We start from the raw sequence: 17,010 nt of genomic DNA, 5'->3' as shown, positions 1-17,010 counted from the left end.
TTACTTTTTTACTTACTTCAGCCCATATTTATACTTATATCTTTCATACAGCTGCTTATGCTTGTTATCCAGGCTCACTTCCCTACCCTGGATAAAAGCATGGGTAATATTATTGGAGCGCATATCCAGTATATCGCCGGTACTTACGGCAATATTAGCGTCCTTACCGGGTTCCAGGGAACCGGTGGTTTTATCAATACCCAATATTTTAGCAGTGTTCAGCGTAATGGCGCTTAAAGCTTCTTCCTTGCTCATACCATAAGCGCTGGCAGTGCCGGCTTCAAACATCAGGTTACGCTGTTGCCAGAAACCTTCATTGCTGATGCAGAATAATACTCCTGCTTTTTGCAGCTGGGCAGCTGTTTTATACGGCTGGTCCACATCATCGTCCTGCATGGTGGGCAGGCTATGCGGCTGCGCCAGTATTACTGCTATGTTGTTCTGCTTCAGGATGTCGGGGATCATATAAGCATCGGAACCACCTACAATTACCACCTCAAAGCCAAACTCTTTGGCAAAATCTACAGCCAGCAGCATTTCCTTTACTATGTTACAGTGTATGTACAGCTTTTGCTCTTTGCTGAACAGCTTGCGTAGGGCTTCAAATTTCAGGTTGGTTTCAGTGTGCTTACCTTCCTGTATATAGGCTTTGGCTTCGCGGAAAAAAGCGCGTACACTTTCTATTTTTTCATAGGCTTCTTTTTCCCGGTCGTTGGCGGGCGGCTGTGGCCCGCGGAAAGGGTTAGAGGGTGGCAGCAGCTGCGGCATAAAAAAGTGTTGTCCGTCATCTGCTTTGTAAGCAGCATCTTCCCAGTTCCAGGCATCCAGCTGCACTACGGAGGAGGAGCCGGATAACAGGTCGCCTGCCGGCGTTACCTGCGCCAGCAGTATCCCATTCACCCGCAGGGTATTGATCACTTTTGAATCTGTGTTATAAGCTATCAATGCGCGTACAGAAGGGTTCAGCTCTCCTACTTCCTCGTAATCATTGGTGGCCCGCACGCTTTCCACTTCCGTAAGACCCACATCAGAAGCGGGTGCAATAATGCCGGGGTAAATGTGCTGCCCCTGTACGTCTATTACCTGCGCATCGGCACTGCTGGGCACCTCAGCGCCTACAGCCGTTATTTTTCCATTGACAAATGCAATGCTGCCATTTTCTATTACCTGCCCATTGCCTACATGAATAGTGGCATGGGTAAGCACGATTGTTTTTTGCTGTGCAGCAGCCGGGTATATGGTTTCCTGCGCCAGCACCCGGCCGGTGAAAACCACACATGTGATGTATAAAGAGAGATGTTTGATCATAAGCTTTGTGATTTGGGATCTTAGATTTACGATTTTAGATTTGAATGCAGCGAAAATTCTCCCGAAAATCTAAAATCGTACATCGTAAATCTAAAATTAGAAATTATCTGTTATGCCGTGCTGGTGGCCAGCTTCCATATCCTCGCAATTCCATAGCTCATCGCGGGTAGGTTTAATTTTATCAACCGGGCTGCCTTTTTTCTTTTCTGCCAGCATTTTCTGGATCAGGCGGTTACGTTCTGTGGCTATGCGCTGGTGCAGCTCTGCATCGTGCTGCCGGTCAAAGTACACTACACCGTCTACAATCGTTTTTTCTGCTTTGGCATAAATGCTCAGCGGGTCATCAGACCATAACACTACATCACCATCCTTCCCGGGTTTAATGCTGCCTACCTTATCAGATATATGCAGCAGCTTGGCCGGGTTCAGGGTTACCATTTTCAGCGCATCTTCTTCGGTCATGCCGCCATATTTGATGCTTTTTGCAGCTTCCTGGTTCAGGCGGCGGGCCATTTCCGCATCATCAGAGTTAATGGCTACGGTAAGCCCTACACGTTGCATAATGGTGGCGTTATAGGGAATAGCATCCTGTACTTCCATTTTATACGCCCACCAGTCGGCAAAGGTAGAGGCGCCGGCGCCATGTTTTTTCATTTTATCGGCCACCTTATACCCTTCCAGTATATGCGTGAACGTATTTACAGTAAATCCGAATTTATCTGCCTCATGGATCAGCATATTGATCTCGCTTTGCACATAGGAGTGGCAGGTAATAAAACGTTTGTGATTCAGTATTTCCACCAGCGCATCCAGCTCCAGGTCGCGGCGTTTGCCGGGGCCTTGCTTTTCATAATCACGGGCACGGGTAAACGCATCGTCCAGTACCTGGTCTACACCCATACGTGTTTGCGGGAAGCGGGTACGCTGGCTCTCGCCCCAATTAGACTGTTTTACGTTCTCGCCCAGTGCAAACTTGATGAAAGGATCCCAGCCGGCAAACTTCAGCTCTTCTGCATTAGCGCCCCAGCGCAGCTTTATCAGCTGTGTTTGTCCACCAATGGTGTTGGCGGAACCATGCAGCAGGTGGCTGGAGGTAACACCGCCGCTCAGCTGCCGGTAAATATTAATATCATCCGGGTTCAGCACATCGGCTATACGTACTTCTGATGTTACGGACTGGGTACCTTCATTCACCCCTTTGGTAATGGCAATGTGGGAATGCTCATCTATAATACCCGGTGTCAGGTGTTTGCCGGTACCATCTATTACCAGGGCATTCCCTGCCGGCAGGTTTTTGCCCACCTGGGCTATTTTCCCGGCGCGGATCAGTACATCAGTATTTTCCAGCTTGCCCTGTTGTTCGTTGGTCCATACCGTTGCGTTTTTAATGAGAATATCCTGTTGTTGGGGCTTAGTGGTTTCCCAGCCATACCCGTTAAACGGATAATATATTTTGGTAAGGTCCAGGTCTGTTTTCTTTTTAGCAGAATCTGCGGGTGGCACAAATGCTTTGGAAAAAGCAGCGCTCCATTTCACCGTGCTTCCACTGGTATCCTGCCCGTTACCACTCCAGGCATCACCTGATATTACACCACTCAGGCGCAGGGTACGGGTACCTTTTTTAGTTAAGGGAAATGCCAGTCTTACCAGCTTATCTTCCAGCACAATAGTGCCGCTAATAGTATCTGCCTGCTGTAACAATACCAGGGATGGCGCTACCGGCGTACCTTTTACCAGAATATTATAGGTGGCGCCCGGGCTTAGTGTAAGCGTATACGTGCCCCGGATATCCGTCCAGCCATCTTCATTAATAATATACCGTTTGCCCTGTACCCAGTTCTGGTACAGCACTGTATTTTCTTTAAACAAAGGGCCGGAAGTGATCAGGAAGTTGGCCAGCTTACCGGCATCCAGCGTGCCTACCTGGTCGCTGGCTTTTATAAGGGCAGCCGGTACTTTGGTAAGCGCATCCAGCGCTTTTTGCTCGCTTAACCCGTACTCAATGGCTTTACGCACATTGCTGAGGAATTGTTTGTTATCCTTTAAGCCTGCTGCTGTTAAGCAGAAGGGGATACCGGCTTTTTCAAATGCTCCCGGCTCAGTAGGCGCCAGCTCCCAGTGTTTCAGATCACTTAGGGCTACAAAACGTGCGTCGTTAATATCTTCCACATCCATTGCAGCCGGGAAGTTCAGCGGCAGTATAAACGCCGCTTTGGTAGCGGCCATTTCAGCCACCCGCTGGTATTCATTACCCGCTGCCTTAATGATGTACTGCACACCAAATTCATCCCCTATCTTTTTTGCCCGCAGCACATCCCATTTATCACTTACCTCAAATACCTGGGGCAGTGCTTGCTCATCGTTCCAGGATTGCAGGCTCAGGTTAATACCTTCTTTGGAAGGATGGTTTTTATACCAAAGTGCATCCAGGTAGGTTTGCCGCAATAGTGCAATGCTGCCCATTAATGAGCCGGGATAGTTTTGTGTGGAGCTGCCTTTGTCAAAAGAATATTGGGCGGATGCTTTTTCGCGCACCATTACTTTATTTTCACGGTCTGCCGCTAAAGTTACCAGTGCGCCGGTACCACGGGCAATACCATCCTGCTGGTGGGTTAGCACTGCGCCAAAACCAGCCTGCCGCAGGGTTTTAGCTTTAGGCTCATCTGTTTTAAAAATGGCGGCGGCATTTATTTCACTTTTAATTGCTTCATTCCAGCCAAAGGCGCCTTTGGTGTTTGACAGGAACTGGGGCAGAGAGCGGAACCCCTGGGAACTTTTTTTCACGGGCTGGGTGCCGTAATCGCTGTATATATCTACAAAAGAAGGATAAATGTATTTCCCTTTACAATCCACCACCACGGCGTCTTTTGGAATGGCCCCGCCAGGGCCGGCGCTGATAATGCGGCCATCGCGGATCACCAGGGTAGCATCCTGCAGGGTGTTGCCTGCTTCTTTTACAATAGTAGCATGAGTAAATGCGTAGCAGCCCTCGCGGGGATCGGCCACTCCATTTATGGGAAAGGTTTCCTGCGCCTTGGCATAGCTGCCGGTCAGCAGGGCGCCCAATAACAGGTAAAAGACTTTTGTTCGCTTACGGCGTGTTGGCCCGGGCGGCACCAAATGGCTTATTCGGCCGGTACCCGGTACATAAGCTAAGGGTTGCTCCATACGATCGATTTTGTTTTTGCGGTTTAGATGATGGTTTGGTTTTCAGGCAGTGGCAGGGTCCCTGTTTTGCTGAATACGCGCAAATTGCCTGTGAAACCTTAAATTTAATACAGGTATATTTATTTTATAGGATTTTTTATGAGTGGTAGTTTCAGTACCTTAGTCCAAGCCAAATTCGATTGTAAGACACAATCCTTTTACTATGAATAAACATATGATGTTGACCACCTTCCTGTTATGCCTGATGTTTGCCTTTACAGCACATAGCCAGGCGCCGGTTAAGGACAGCAGCCATACCATTAAAAAAGGCCGGTGGACCGCAGAAAAGAGGGCCGATAAGATGAGTGATAAGCTGTATCGCGAGCTAGGCCTTACCCATGCCCAGGATAAACAGATCTATGTTATTAACGAAGATATCATCCGCCGCCGTGATGCCATCAAAGCAAATAAAAGCCTGGCTGATAAAGACCGCATGCAGCAGCTGAAAGCACTGAATGAAGAACGCAGCCAGCGTTTTAAGACCGTATTAAATCCCACCCAATATAAAAAGTGGAACGACTGGGAAATGAAGAAGCGGGAACACCTGGAGGCCAAGATGGATAAGAAGCAGGAACGGAAACTGGCCAGGCAGGAGAAATGAGTGATGCAGCATCCATAGCCATATCCATTTTCAAACAGGCCGTAGCGGCTGTACAACCGGAGCACCTTATTCCCCGGCAGGTGCATGCAGAGGATAACGGACTATGGATATCCGGCAAATTTTTCCCGTTACAAAAGAACAGCCGCATATTTGTTACCGGCGCAGGCAAAGCCGCTGCTGCCATGGCACAGGCGCTGGAAGCCCTGGACCTACCCTATGAGCTACAGGGGCTGGTGATCACCAAATACGAACATGCTTTACCCTTACAGCATATTAAGGTAATAGAAGCCGGGCACCCCGTACCGGATGAAAACGGCGTACAGGCTACCCTGCAAATGATGGAACTGCTGACGAAAGTTGCCCGGCAGGACCTGGTGCTGTTCCTGCTATCCGGCGGCGCATCGGCATTATTAATAGATTATCCGCCCGGCTCCAGCCTGCAGGATGTACAAGCTTTATTTGATCTTTTGCTGAAAAGCGGCGCCACCATTCATGAAATGAATACAGTGCGCAAACATATGTCTGCTATTAAAGGCGGTCAGCTGGCATTAAAAGTATATCCGGCTACGTTATGCACGCTTATTCTGAGCGATGTGGTAGGCGACGACCTGGATGTAATAGGCTCAGGCCCTACGGTGCCCGACCGTTCTACCTTTGCAGATACGAGGGCCATATTGGAAAAGTATGAGCTGCTGCAAAAAATACCCGCCTCTCTGCAAAGCCATTTGCAGCAGGGATCTAATAATATCATTCCGGACACGCCCAAACCCGGCGATACCGGTTTTAAAACTACGCGTAACTACTTAATTGGCAGTAACCGCATTGCACTGGAAGCAGCTGCACAATATGCCACGGCCCAGGGCTATCATACCACGCTGTTAAGCAGCGAGGTTACCGGTAACGCACACACACTTGCACAGGCCCTGGCGCAGCAGGCTATTCGCTGGACAGGCCCACGCCCGGCCTGTTTGTTAATGGGCGGAGAAAGCACTGTGGTAGTAACCGGGCAGGGCTTAGGTGGCCGTAACCAGCAATTTGCGCTGGCCGCCGGTGTTACCTTACAGGCATACCCGCATATTACCCTGCTCAGCGCAGGTACCGATGGTACCGATGGCCCTACAGATGCTGCCGGCGCCGTGGTAAATGCCGCCATTATGGAAAAGGCTGCCAGCATAGGTTTACAGGCGGAAAGCTACCTTGAAAATAATGATGCCTACCATTTTTTTGCTCCTGTTAACGGCTTAATAAAAACCGGTCCTACCCAAACCAATGTAATGGATATAATGATGGCCCTTATTCATGCTTAATTATTAATTTTTAATTATTAATTCTTCTATTTTTGAGCCTTGATACAAAAACCTATATGAGTTATGCCGAGAATGGAACAGACCTGGCGATGGTTCGGCCCAAAGGATCCTGTTAGCCTGCAGGACATTAAACAAGCGGGTGCAACAGGCATTGTAACAGCGTTACACCATATTCCTAACGGGACCGTATGGACCCGGGAAGACATTTTACAACGTAAAGCTGAAATTGAAGCAGCAGGCCTCACCTGGTCTGTTGTAGAAAGTGTGCCCGTGCATGAGGACATTAAAACCCAGAGCGGCCGCTTTAAAGAATACATCCGTAACTACCAGCAAAGCCTGCGTAACCTGGCCTCCTGCGGTATTTATATTGTTACGTATAATTTTATGCCGGTGCTTGACTGGACCCGTACCGACCTGGCTTATACCGTGGCAGACGGTTCCAAAGCGCTGCGTTTTGAGAAAGCAGCTTTTATTGCTTTTGACCTGTTTATACTGCAAAGACCCGGTGCGGAAAATGATTATGACGAAGCAGACATTTCCCGGGCTAAAGAACACTTTGACAGCATGACGGATGCAGAGAAAACCACCCTGCAACGCAACATCATTGCCGGCCTGCCCGGATCAGAAGAAAGCTTTACCATTCAGCAGTTCCAGGAAGCATTGGATAAGTATAAAAATATTGATGCTACCCAGCTGAAGCTGCACCTGTTCTACTTCCTGCAGCAAATAACACCGGTAGCAGAAGAAGTAGGGATAAAGCTGGCCATTCACCCGGACGATCCTCCTTTTCCTATACTGGGCCTGCCCCGCGTGGTAAGCACGGAACAGGATGCCCGCGAGCTGCTGGCAGCAGCGCCTTATGCAGCCAATGGCCTTTGCTTTTGCACCGGCTCTTACGGCGTGCGTGCAGACAATGATCTACCCGGTATGGTAGAGCGTTTAGGGGAGCATATTCATTTCATTCACCTGCGCAGCACCCTGCGCGATGTTATGGGCAACTTTCATGAAGCCAACCACCTGGAAGGTGATGTGGATATGTATGCTGTTGTAAAGAGCATATTAACGGTAATGAACAAACGTAATATCTCAATTCCCATGCGCCCGGATCACGGGCACCAGATGCTGGACGACCTGCATAAAAAAACCAACCCGGGTTACAGCGCCATCGGGCGTTTACGTGGCCTGGCAGAGCTGCGCGGCTTAGAGCTGGGAATAGCGAGAGGAATGAAATAATTGCAAATGTGCAGATATGCAAATGTGCAAATGACTGGCCGGAAGCTTATCATTTGCACATTTTGCTTTTACAACCCCAACCCACCATCTACCGTAACCACCTGCCCGGTCATAAATGTATTGTGTATCAGCTGCGCGATCACTGCGGCAATATCTTCCGGTTTGCCAACACGGCCTGCCGGTGCGGCCTGCGCGTATTGCTGAAAAGTGGCGCTACGGGCTTCTTCCGGTAAAAAGCTCCACCAGGGCGTATCAATCACCCCCGGAGATACGGCATTGATGCGTAAAGGTTGTAATTCCTTTGCCAGTATGGGCACCATTATTTCCAGGCCGCCGTTAATGGCGCCCAGGCCGGATGTGCCGGGTGCTTTAGCATGCCCGCTTACCGCTGTAATTAAGGTTACGCTGCCATTTGCAGAAAGGTAGGGCAATGCTGCCTGCAAGGTTTGCAATTGCGGGAAGAATTTTTCTGCAAACCCTGCCTGCAGCTGCGCAAGGTCCAGCTCTTTAAACAAACCACCGCCTTTGGCGCCGCTTAACGCTATTACCAGGTGATCTATAGCGCCATGTGCTGCCATAAATGCTTTGATGTGGTCTGTATTAACGGCATCCACACACTGGCCTTTTACATTGGCGGGCAGCGTGGCCAGGGCTTCTTCCATTTTTTGCGGGTTACGGCCTGTAATAGTAACCGCTGCATTTTCTTTTGCTAACAAGGCAGCAGTAGCCAGCCCTATACCGGAGGTGCCTCCTGCAATAACAACTTTCATCTGTGACATCTTTAAACTTTTTGTTTGTTGGATGTTCCAAAGGTAGCTACGCCATTAGCGGGGCTTTTCCCGCTTCTTGCGATCCGTTTTGCATTTCTTGCTATTCCGGCTGCAGGCCCATACAAATAATACGGGTATGCTGGGAGTAAGGTTTGGAGAGGTCCATGCTGGTAATATGCTCATAACCGGGATTACCCTGTATAAGCCGGTAACCGCTTTCAGGCAGCCAGCGGTGCTTTACATACAAGGTATAATCCATGGCAATTTCCAGCGCGCCCATTACCGGTATCTGCGCGATGGTCATGGGGCCGGTGGTATAGCTTTCACGGCCGGTAAAAGGACGGCGCAGGCGAATGCCTGCCAGGTAACGGCATTGGGCCAGGGCAGTGGTAAACGGCGTGTCCAGGAATACGCCATAAAATTCAGGATGCTGGTCCAGCAGCTCATGTGCAGCGGCCCAGCGGTGCAGTTTTTTAAAGGCCTGCATAATATGCTCTTCCTGCAGGAATGTTAATTCGCATGCCAGGTGCAGGCTTTCAGAGCGGGTAATGCTGATGGGGTATTGCTGTACTTCCGGGGAAACGGCCGCCGTTTTTTCCCGGATGGCGCTAAGCGCCTGTTCCCGGTATTGTTCGGCTGTTAGCTGGTACTTATTTTTGAAGGCCCGCGCAAAAACGGACTGGGAGCTGAAACCACAATCTATGGCAATGGCGTACACGGATTTATAGGGGTAAAAGATCAGCTCTTTGCAGGACTTCTCCAGGCGTAACCGCAATAAGTACTGTTTGGGCGCCTCTCCTACCCGCTGCCGGAACAGGCGGTGGAAATGGTAGGGCGAGTAATGCGCCTGGGCTGCCAGGTTATGAAGGGACAGATCCTGGTCGAAATGTTGTTGTATATAATGCAGTATATTGTCGATCACTTCCATGGCCATAACAAGATAATAAATATATATTTGACTAAAATAGCCTATCATGAACAGTCCGTTGGATGAGCGTTTACAACAATGCATCGCGCTAAGACCGCAGATGCTGATCCGCATGGTGAACCTGATCAAAAAGGATATGGACAACCGGCTTACAGAAGAGCTGCAACAGCGGGGGTACACGGATTTTAAGATGGGTGATATGGTATTGATCGCCAATATCGCCCCGGAAGGCATTATTAATAATGAGCTGGCTAAAAAAGCGCTTATTACCAAACAGGCTATGAGTAAAGTGGTGAAAAACCTGGAAGCGGCGGGCTATATTGAAACCCGTAAGCATGAAAGCGATAACCGCGCCATTATGATATTCCTGAGCGATAAGGGCAAACAACTGTTGATTGACGCTACAGAAGGCGTGCAGAAAATGGAACAGCACTATGCTTATTTAATTGGGGAAGAAGATAACAAACACCTTAAAGAACTATTAATGAAACTGGTACATAAGGTGTACCCCGACATGTAACCCCTCTTCCTAATTTCTGGCACGTAAAGTGTATAAAAGAACCGGCTGTTTCAAAATTTTTTGTGTGTTGGACAAGGTTTTATACTTTTATACCGGCAGCTAAATAATAAGAAACAACCGGCGAACGTATGACCTCTACCCGGCTTTTATATAACGACGACGAATACATAGACGGCTTGCTGGATAGCTCCCCTGCCATTATAGATGCCATTTACCGGCAATTTGCCAAAAAGGTTAGCTCCTTTATCCTGCAACATGGCGGCAATAAGAAAGATGCAGCACATATTTTTGAAATAGGGCTTACAGATATTTACGCGTATGCCAAAAAGCATCCCATAGAGCTGACCACCCGTTTTGAGCCCTTTTTTATGCTGGTATGTAAAATAGCCTGGCGTAAAGAGCTCTATAAAAGGGGGTTGAACGTGGCAGAAGCGCCGGAGCCGGAAGTAGCTACCCTGGATAATGCCCACCTGAAATATGTGCAGGAGATCACCAACAATGGTGAAAAAAAGCGGCACTGGCTGCAATGCTTCATGGAATTAACGCCTGCCTGCCAAACGGCTATACAGCAGGCCATCATTATTCCGCAGGCCGATGGGGCAGGCACTAACCTGCATCCCACCTCAGGGCTGGTACCGGATAACTTCCCATCCTGCATGGCTAAGCTGCTTGAGCACGGCCATCAGCTCCAAACCGATAGGGTACTATCCAATAAAAGTTATGAACAAACCGCCTTGTATGTAATGCAATCCCTTCCGGAAACAGAAAAACAGAATTTTGAAATTGAGCTGAAAGAAAACGGCGATGTACAGGAAATTGTAAAATCAGGAAAGGAAGCAATAGAATGGCTGCGCAGGGCTTTAACACCGGACAATACCCGCCGGGAGCTGGCCCAGATACTGGTAGATATGCGGCAACGTTGGTTTTACGGCAAAGACCGGGATATGAACCGTATGGGACTGTATGTGATGGGTATTACCGTGCTGGCTATCATCATGGCCGGCCTGTTATTCATCAGCCCCTGGCGAAAGGATGTGTACCGGCAGTTTGCACCAACAGAAATGGTGCACCACCATACCGCAGATACCAATAATGCTGCTAAGCTGCTGCATGAAGCAGCCCGTAATTTCAATAAACGCCGTTTCAGCGAATCTGTAGAGCAGCTGAACCAGGTTTTACAAATGGACAGCACCAACACCTACGCCCGCTATTACCGGGGGGTATCCCTGTTAGATATGAACCTTTTGCCGCAGTCCCGTACGGATCTGCAAACAGTGTATAAAGATGATAAGTCGCCATACCGGTACGACGCCGCTTTTTACCTGGCGCTCAGCTATCTTAAAGAAGGAGATAAACAGCAGAGCGTTGGATGGCTGCTGAAAATACCGGAGCAGGCGCCCATTTACTGGAAAGCAAAAAAGTTGATTGACGAAATAAGATAACCGGTTTAGTTCAGGTATATCATGCTTTTGCTCTGATGAATAATGCTCTCCACTTCCCCCTTGATCACTTCATAGATCTGTACCTTATCCTTTTTGATCATTACCAGCTGCTGTAATACCAGGTAGTACACTTCTCCTGCATTACAACCGTACACCTGTGCTTTTAAGATCTCTTTTTTTACCTCTTCAAAACCAGTAGCGTCCAGCTTCTGGTAAATACTGTATAGGTCTTTCATCCAGTTCATAGGAATAGTTAGTTTACATATATATAAAACTATTCATAATATTATTAAAAAGCAAGTTTTAAACGGGAAATTTTTCGTTAATTAATTGTGATTCACAGGTTAACACATTTGTGTGATACGGCATAAATTATGATCTGACATCCCATAACCAGATCACCGGGTTGCGGATGGGAACATTCCGCAGCACTTCTTCTACCTGCGGGTCATGTTCCAGCTGTAACCACAAGCGGTAATAATCCATGTTATTATAAGCTACGGCGCCAAACAGTAAAAAGGGCTGTGCTACGGGCCAGTTATCCCAGTACATTACATCCTTTGCAAAGGGCCACTGTTTTTTATCCTTTACATAGGGATACATGTAGGCCATGCCTTTACCAATGTTCTTTCCATCTGCAGTGGTATACTGCCAGAGGTTATGATCCGGGTTGCTTAACAGCTGGCAAACCATGGTCATGGCATCCAGGTTAAACAGCGAGTAGCCGTAAGGTTTAGTACGTTTTAATTCCAGCGGAAAGCTGCCATCAGCAGCCATTTGTTTGGGCAACAATACTTCTTCATAACGTTTTGCGCAGAAGTCTATCCACTTCTGATCATTTACCCAGCCGGCAAAAGCAGCCGCCTGCATTACCCAGCAGGTACCGTGGTTATTGGCGGCATTCATTTCATCATGCCCGTATTGATGGGTGGTCATCCATTGCAAATAATCCGTGAACCAGGCTTTAATGGCTTTCAGATCTTCCGGCGGCAGGGCGCCTGCTTTTTCCATAATGCGTAATGCCTGCACTACTTCCAGGAAATGAATAGTATCTATAATACCAATGCCCCGGCCTGTGACCCGGCCTTTAATGGCCTGCGCATACTGCAGGTTGGGATGCATATAGGTGGCAGTATCTACAAACCAGGCATGTGCATGTGTCAGCGCTTTGCGCAGGTAAGTTTTATCTTTCGTAACTACGTAACCCGCTGCCAGTGCACCCATAATACGGCTAAAGCGTACCATTACCCGGCGGTGCTCCAGGAAATTATCCGGGTTGGTTTGCCCGTCCCGCTGAATATAGGGGCTATCCGCGCTGGCAGGGTTGGGCCACCAGTAATCGGCTTCTGAATAAAAATCATGCTTACCGCCTGCACTACGGGAACAGCTATACGCTGTAATAGTAAGCGGCGTTTGCTGTATAGCATCCGCAGCTCTTTTCAGGATAAATGCACGCTGGTCTTTTATAACGCGTTGCAGCCAGGCCTGCCGTGTAGCCGGTGTTTGGGCTACCAGCACGCAGGTACAGGAAAGTAAAACAAACAGCAGCCCATATTTTTTCATAACGCAAAAGTTAGAGTAAAGAAAAACTGTTCTCTCAAAAATTGCTATAACGGAAATCTATAAGTTAATAAAGGCATCAGGCACGCCCTGCACCGTCGCTCCTACCACGCTCTGTCCTTTATTCAAACGGATGCTTATCTGCGCCTGCCCGTTCACCAGCTGTACCCTACGCGATCCGCCGGCAGTGCCCTGATCATCTATTAATGTGCCGCTACCGGCAATGGAAAAGCTGATGTAATCCTTTGCATCCAGGCAGATCATTTTTTGCGCATCCGCCAGTTTTACCTTTACTGTTACCGTATCATTACCGGCCACTGTTTTTTCCAGCAGCAGCTGGGCAGGTTTGCTCCAGGGATCGGACTGGTAGTTAAAAGTAATTTCATCGGCTACTGTTTGTTTGCCGTTGCGGGCCACTACTTTTACCTGGTAGCTGCCTTTGTGTAAAGGTAGCTGCCAGCGCAGGCCTGCAGCCGGAAAGTCCTGGCTGTTGCGCTTTTTAACGCCATAGCTTTTACCATTCACAAACAGCTCTGCCTCCGGGCAGTTGGAGTATACCCATATCATTTTTTCTTCTCCTTCCTTACCCCAGCGTATAGGCCAGCCATGCCCGTAAATATGCGCCATGGGCTGCGTGGTCCAGTACGACTGAAATACATAATAAGCCTCCTTAGGTGTAAGATCGCGGCCTACCACGCCTTTCTGATTCACATAAGGCACGGGGTTCTCCGGCCGCAGTGGAGTAGAAAAATCTTTGAAGATCCAGTAAGCGCTGCCGGTAAGCTGTGGTATGGTTTCCTGTTCTTTCAGGTGCCAGTCAATGAGGTTACAGGCATAGGTTTCAGACCAGTCCCCATCTTTGGAGGCGCGTGCGCTGCCGCCGGTAAGCGCAAAATCGCCGGTGCGTTCATCAGCGCCTTTTCCGGTGGCCACTTTTTTAACAGCTTCCTCCGGGTACTCTGCATGCCGGCCCTGGTGGCTGTCTGCACCCCATTCTGCATGAAAGAAATGCGGCACACTGGCAATAGCTTTCAGCGTTTCTTCCCTATACTCCGTGTAACGGCCGCGGTACCAGCCGGCCCAGATGGAGGGTGAATATACATCTACAATATCCTTACAGAAATCGCAGCGGCGAATGGTGGTTTTACGTGTACTGTCCAGCGTATGTGCCAGCGTGTTTAGCTCACTCATAAAAGCATGGATCTTTTGCTTATCAAACTCCGGGAAATCGCCGGGCCAGTCGTTTTCATTACCCAGCCCCCAAAGGATCACTGCAGGGTGGTTATAATGCTGCGTGATCATATTGGTGAGCATACGGCGGGCCTGCGCCTTATACACCTCTCCTCCCAGGCCACCACGGCACCAGGGAATTTCTTCCCATACCAGTATACCCAGGCTGTCGCACAGCTGTAATACCAGGGGTGATTGCTGGTAATGTCCCAGGCGAATGAAGTTGGCGCCCATATCTTTGATCAGCTGCATTTCGCGGCGTATCATATCGTCTGTAAGCGCAGCAGCTACCCCGGCGCCATCCTCATGCCGGTGTGTGCCCTGTAACAATAAGCGTTTGCCATTTAGCATAAAAGGGCCATGCGTTACAAATTCAAAATTCCGGAAGCCGAAATGTCCACTCCACACGGCTTCACCACCACTGCTTTTCAAACGCGCCTGCACGGTGTACAGCTGTGGTTGTGCAGGCGACCATAGTAAAGGTTTTTTAATAGTGAAAGGTTGCAGCACCTGTATACTATCCTGCAGGGTAAGCGGCTGTGTCCAGTGTTGTACTATTTTTTGCTGCGGGTCCAGTACGTTAATATCCAGGGTGGCCTGCGAGGTATGCAAGGGGTTGCGGAAAGCAGCCTGTAGCTGTACAGCGCCTGTTTTGCCCTGCGCATCTACCTGCGCCTGTATATGCAATTGCTCAAAAGATAACGCCGGCGTATATACGAGATTCAGGTAACGGTATAATCCCCCGTACACATTAAAGTCCGACATATCAGAGGGGATCATTTCCACATCCCTTGCATTGCTGCAACGGATCTCCAGCGGTACTTTGCCATTATAACGTTTAGCGTCTGCGCTTTGCAGGAACTGTTGTACGGCGTCTGTAATATCTACGGTCCATTCATCATAACCACCGGTGTGGTGGCCTACCCTGGTGGTAAAAATGTAAACATCTGTTTTTTGACCGGCACCTTCAAAGTGCAGCAGGGTGCGGCCCTGCGGGTAAGGGTTCTTTAGCTCCAATACGGTCCTGTACCAGCCCGGCCCTTCATAATAATTTACATCCGGGTCTACCCCATCCCTTGCGTTAAAACAATGCGGCAGGCTTACCTTTTCCCACAAAGGCACTGATTCCGGGCTGCCTTCTGCTACGGGGCGTACGGCTTCCCAAACGCTGCCTAAATCCTCCCGCAAGAACTCCCAGGATTGGGTAAGGCGCTGGCTTTGCTGGGCGTGCGCAGCTGGCAACAATAAACAAATCATAAGCCCTGATACGAGCAAAGAACGGATCATTATCGATGATGAATTATATGTTATTAATGATAACGCTGTATGAGAAGATATTTACGATACCTGCTGCGTTCTTACCATACAGGAAAAAGAGGAATGGATTGTTTGATAACGTTTGCTTCTTCCCTTCTTTTTCATAAACCGGAATCTATGCTCAAATTAAGCAATCGATTGCATAAAATGCAAAATTATTTTCAGCCCTGGCTTGATAAGACCGAAAGGCTTATCTGTAAAGGGCTTCCGAGGGTTACTGTATTGCGGGACTTGTAAATTCCAATTTCTTCAGCCCGGCCTGTATTTCAGGGCAGGACATAAATAATTTCCATAACAATCCACTGCGGTAATTCTCTATCATTACCACAATAGGTCCCTGGTCAATGGCCAGGTATTGGTAATCGAACCAGTTACGGGATTCGCTGAATGCATCATAAAAACCATACTCTCCCCACAAATGGTCACCTACTTTATAATAAAAATATTTTAACGCCTGCATAGAATACTCCGGCGTATACGGGAAAGAAGATAAGGCAGCAGTAGGAGTAATAACACCCAGGTCATTTGTAGGCGAGTGGGCATCATAGAACTGATAGCTATCACTGGCAGTAAGGCCCCAGCAATCGGCACTGTACCCTTTATATTTTTTAGGATTCTCTATACAGTATTGACGGTTGATCAAGGTATGATTGCGGTTCTGCTCCCAATAATCTGCGTACCGGTCTTTTAAACCACGGGGATCCAGCCCCAGGAAAGAGTAATGCGCAAAAAATAATGGTCCGCCGTAATCAAAGCCCAGCGGCAGTTTCATGCCATAATATTTTTTGCCGTTCTTAAAGTAATTGCTCATGGCCCAACCTTCATGGTAAATCTTTGGGGAAGCAGGATAGGTAGGTGAAGCAACAGCCAGTATGTAAGCGATCAGGCACTCGTTATAACCATGTATAGGATGGTTCATGGACCAACCATTGTTCGGCGACCAATGCCAGTACAATACCGGCTGTCCGTCGCGGGTGTACCAGCTCCATTCCGCCTCATTCCATAACCAGGTTATTTTATTGCGCAACACAGTTTCCTTTTCGCTGCTACCGGTAAAGTATTGACGCACACATAACAGCCCCTGGAACATAAAGGCAGATTCTACTACATCGCCCCCATCATCCTTACGGCTAAAGGGAATGGTTTGCCCGGTAGCCCCGTTCATCCAATGTGGCCATATACCGTGATAATGATTCGCCGTAAATAAAAAGTTCACGATCTTCAACAGGCGGTCCAGTCCCTGCTCCCGGGTTATAAACCCTCTTTCAATCCCCACCAGTATGCTCATCACTCCAAAGCCTGATCCGCCAATGGTAACAGTATCCGGCGTTACTGTACGTTCCGGCGCCAGGCCGGACACCGGGTGTGCAAATTTCCAGAAGTAGTTAAATGTACGTTGCTGCACTAACGTTAGCAGCGCAGAATCACTAAGCTGTTCGCGTCGTGTATCCTTGTGTTGTTTCTTTTGTGCCTGTACCGGCAACAAACCTGCCAGCAGCAAACATCCTATCCATATTAACCGCATACCGTGCTTATATTTTAGATTTACGATTTTAGATTTAAGATTTAAGGAAGTGCATCGCTCCA

At 48.5% G+C, this 17,010-nt stretch carries 13 protein-coding genes; 5 read left to right on the top strand and 8 right to left on the bottom strand.

The features are described from left to right. Positions 1-12 precede the first annotated feature (12 nt). Together BMZ54_RS23915 and BMZ54_RS23910 are read right to left on the bottom strand one after the other, a co-directional pair. Entirely contained in the window at positions 13-1,308 is a 1,296-nt protein-coding gene (locus BMZ54_RS23915) for an amidohydrolase family protein (RefSeq protein WP_089918198.1), read from the bottom strand. Between the two features lie 96 nt (positions 1,309-1,404). Beyond that, positions 1,405-4,476 carry an amidohydrolase family protein gene (locus BMZ54_RS23910; RefSeq protein ID WP_089918195.1) on the bottom strand — a complete coding sequence of 1,024 codons (3,072 nt, stop codon included), beginning with the start codon at positions 4,474-4,476 and terminating at the stop codon, positions 1,405-1,407. Between the two features lie 202 nt (positions 4,477-4,678). On the opposite strand from BMZ54_RS23910, the gene BMZ54_RS23905 reads away from it, so the two are divergent. The 3 genes from BMZ54_RS23905 (at position 4,679) to uxuA (ending at position 7,656) form a co-directional block, all read left to right on the top strand. Further along, a complete protein-coding gene (locus BMZ54_RS23905; RefSeq protein WP_089918193.1) occupies positions 4,679-5,116 on the top strand; it encodes a hypothetical protein in 438 nt (145 codons plus the stop codon). Next, positions 5,113-6,423, top strand: a complete 1,311-nt coding sequence (locus BMZ54_RS23900) for a glycerate kinase type-2 family protein (protein ID WP_089918192.1) — start codon at positions 5,113-5,115, stop codon at positions 6,421-6,423. Before BMZ54_RS23905 ends, BMZ54_RS23900 begins: the two co-directional genes overlap by 4 nt. 63 nt (positions 6,424-6,486) lie before the next feature. Further along, positions 6,487-7,656: a mannonate dehydratase gene (uxuA, locus tag BMZ54_RS23895; RefSeq protein ID WP_089918189.1), complete on the top strand. Its 1,170-nt coding sequence runs from the start codon at positions 6,487-6,489 to the stop codon at positions 7,654-7,656. Positions 7,657-7,724: 68 nt separating this feature from the next. Here uxuA and BMZ54_RS23890 read toward each other — a convergent pair whose 3' ends face one another. Continuing rightward, a complete protein-coding gene (locus tag BMZ54_RS23890; RefSeq protein ID WP_238386674.1) occupies positions 7,725-8,426 on the bottom strand; it encodes an SDR family oxidoreductase in 702 nt (233 codons plus the stop codon). 100 nt (positions 8,427-8,526) lie between these two features. Then, on the bottom strand, positions 8,527-9,354 hold the full coding sequence (locus tag BMZ54_RS23885) for an AraC family transcriptional regulator (protein ID WP_162277656.1): 828 nt from the start codon (positions 9,352-9,354) through the stop codon (positions 8,527-8,529). 46 nt (positions 9,355-9,400) lie between these two features. Between BMZ54_RS23885 and BMZ54_RS23880 the strand changes: the two genes are divergently transcribed. Both BMZ54_RS23880 and BMZ54_RS23875 read left to right on the top strand, forming a co-directional pair. Continuing rightward, positions 9,401-9,874: a MarR family winged helix-turn-helix transcriptional regulator gene (locus BMZ54_RS23880; RefSeq protein WP_089918502.1), complete on the top strand. Its 474-nt coding sequence runs from the start codon at positions 9,401-9,403 to the stop codon at positions 9,872-9,874. A gap of 128 nt (positions 9,875-10,002) precedes the next feature. Next, entirely contained in the window at positions 10,003-11,316 is a 1,314-nt protein-coding gene (locus tag BMZ54_RS23875) for a tetratricopeptide repeat protein (protein ID WP_089918182.1), read from the top strand. A gap of 5 nt (positions 11,317-11,321) precedes the next feature. Here BMZ54_RS23875 and BMZ54_RS23870 read toward each other — a convergent pair whose 3' ends face one another. The 4 genes from BMZ54_RS23870 to BMZ54_RS23855 all read right to left on the bottom strand — a co-directional run bounded on the left by BMZ54_RS23870 (position 11,322) and on the right by BMZ54_RS23855 (position 16,948). After that, a complete protein-coding gene (locus BMZ54_RS23870) occupies positions 11,322-11,561 on the bottom strand; it encodes a hypothetical protein (RefSeq protein ID WP_089918181.1) in 240 nt (79 codons plus the stop codon). A gap of 127 nt (positions 11,562-11,688) precedes the next feature. Continuing rightward, positions 11,689-12,879: an alginate lyase family protein gene (locus tag BMZ54_RS23865; RefSeq protein ID WP_089918178.1), complete on the bottom strand. Its 1,191-nt coding sequence runs from the start codon at positions 12,877-12,879 to the stop codon at positions 11,689-11,691. Positions 12,880-12,936: 57 nt separating this feature from the next. Next, positions 12,937-15,363: a glycoside hydrolase family 2 protein gene (locus BMZ54_RS23860; RefSeq protein ID WP_238386673.1), complete on the bottom strand. Its 2,427-nt coding sequence runs from the start codon at positions 15,361-15,363 to the stop codon at positions 12,937-12,939. A gap of 274 nt (positions 15,364-15,637) precedes the next feature. Beyond that, entirely contained in the window at positions 15,638-16,948 is a 1,311-nt protein-coding gene (locus tag BMZ54_RS23855; RefSeq protein WP_089918175.1) for a glucoamylase family protein, read from the bottom strand. Between the last annotated feature and the right edge of the window lie 62 nt (positions 16,949-17,010).

The organism is Chitinophaga rupis (assembly GCF_900109685.1).
Classification (GTDB): domain Bacteria; phylum Bacteroidota; class Bacteroidia; order Chitinophagales; family Chitinophagaceae; genus Chitinophaga; species Chitinophaga rupis.
This window is presented reverse-complemented; position numbering and strand designations above follow the sequence as displayed.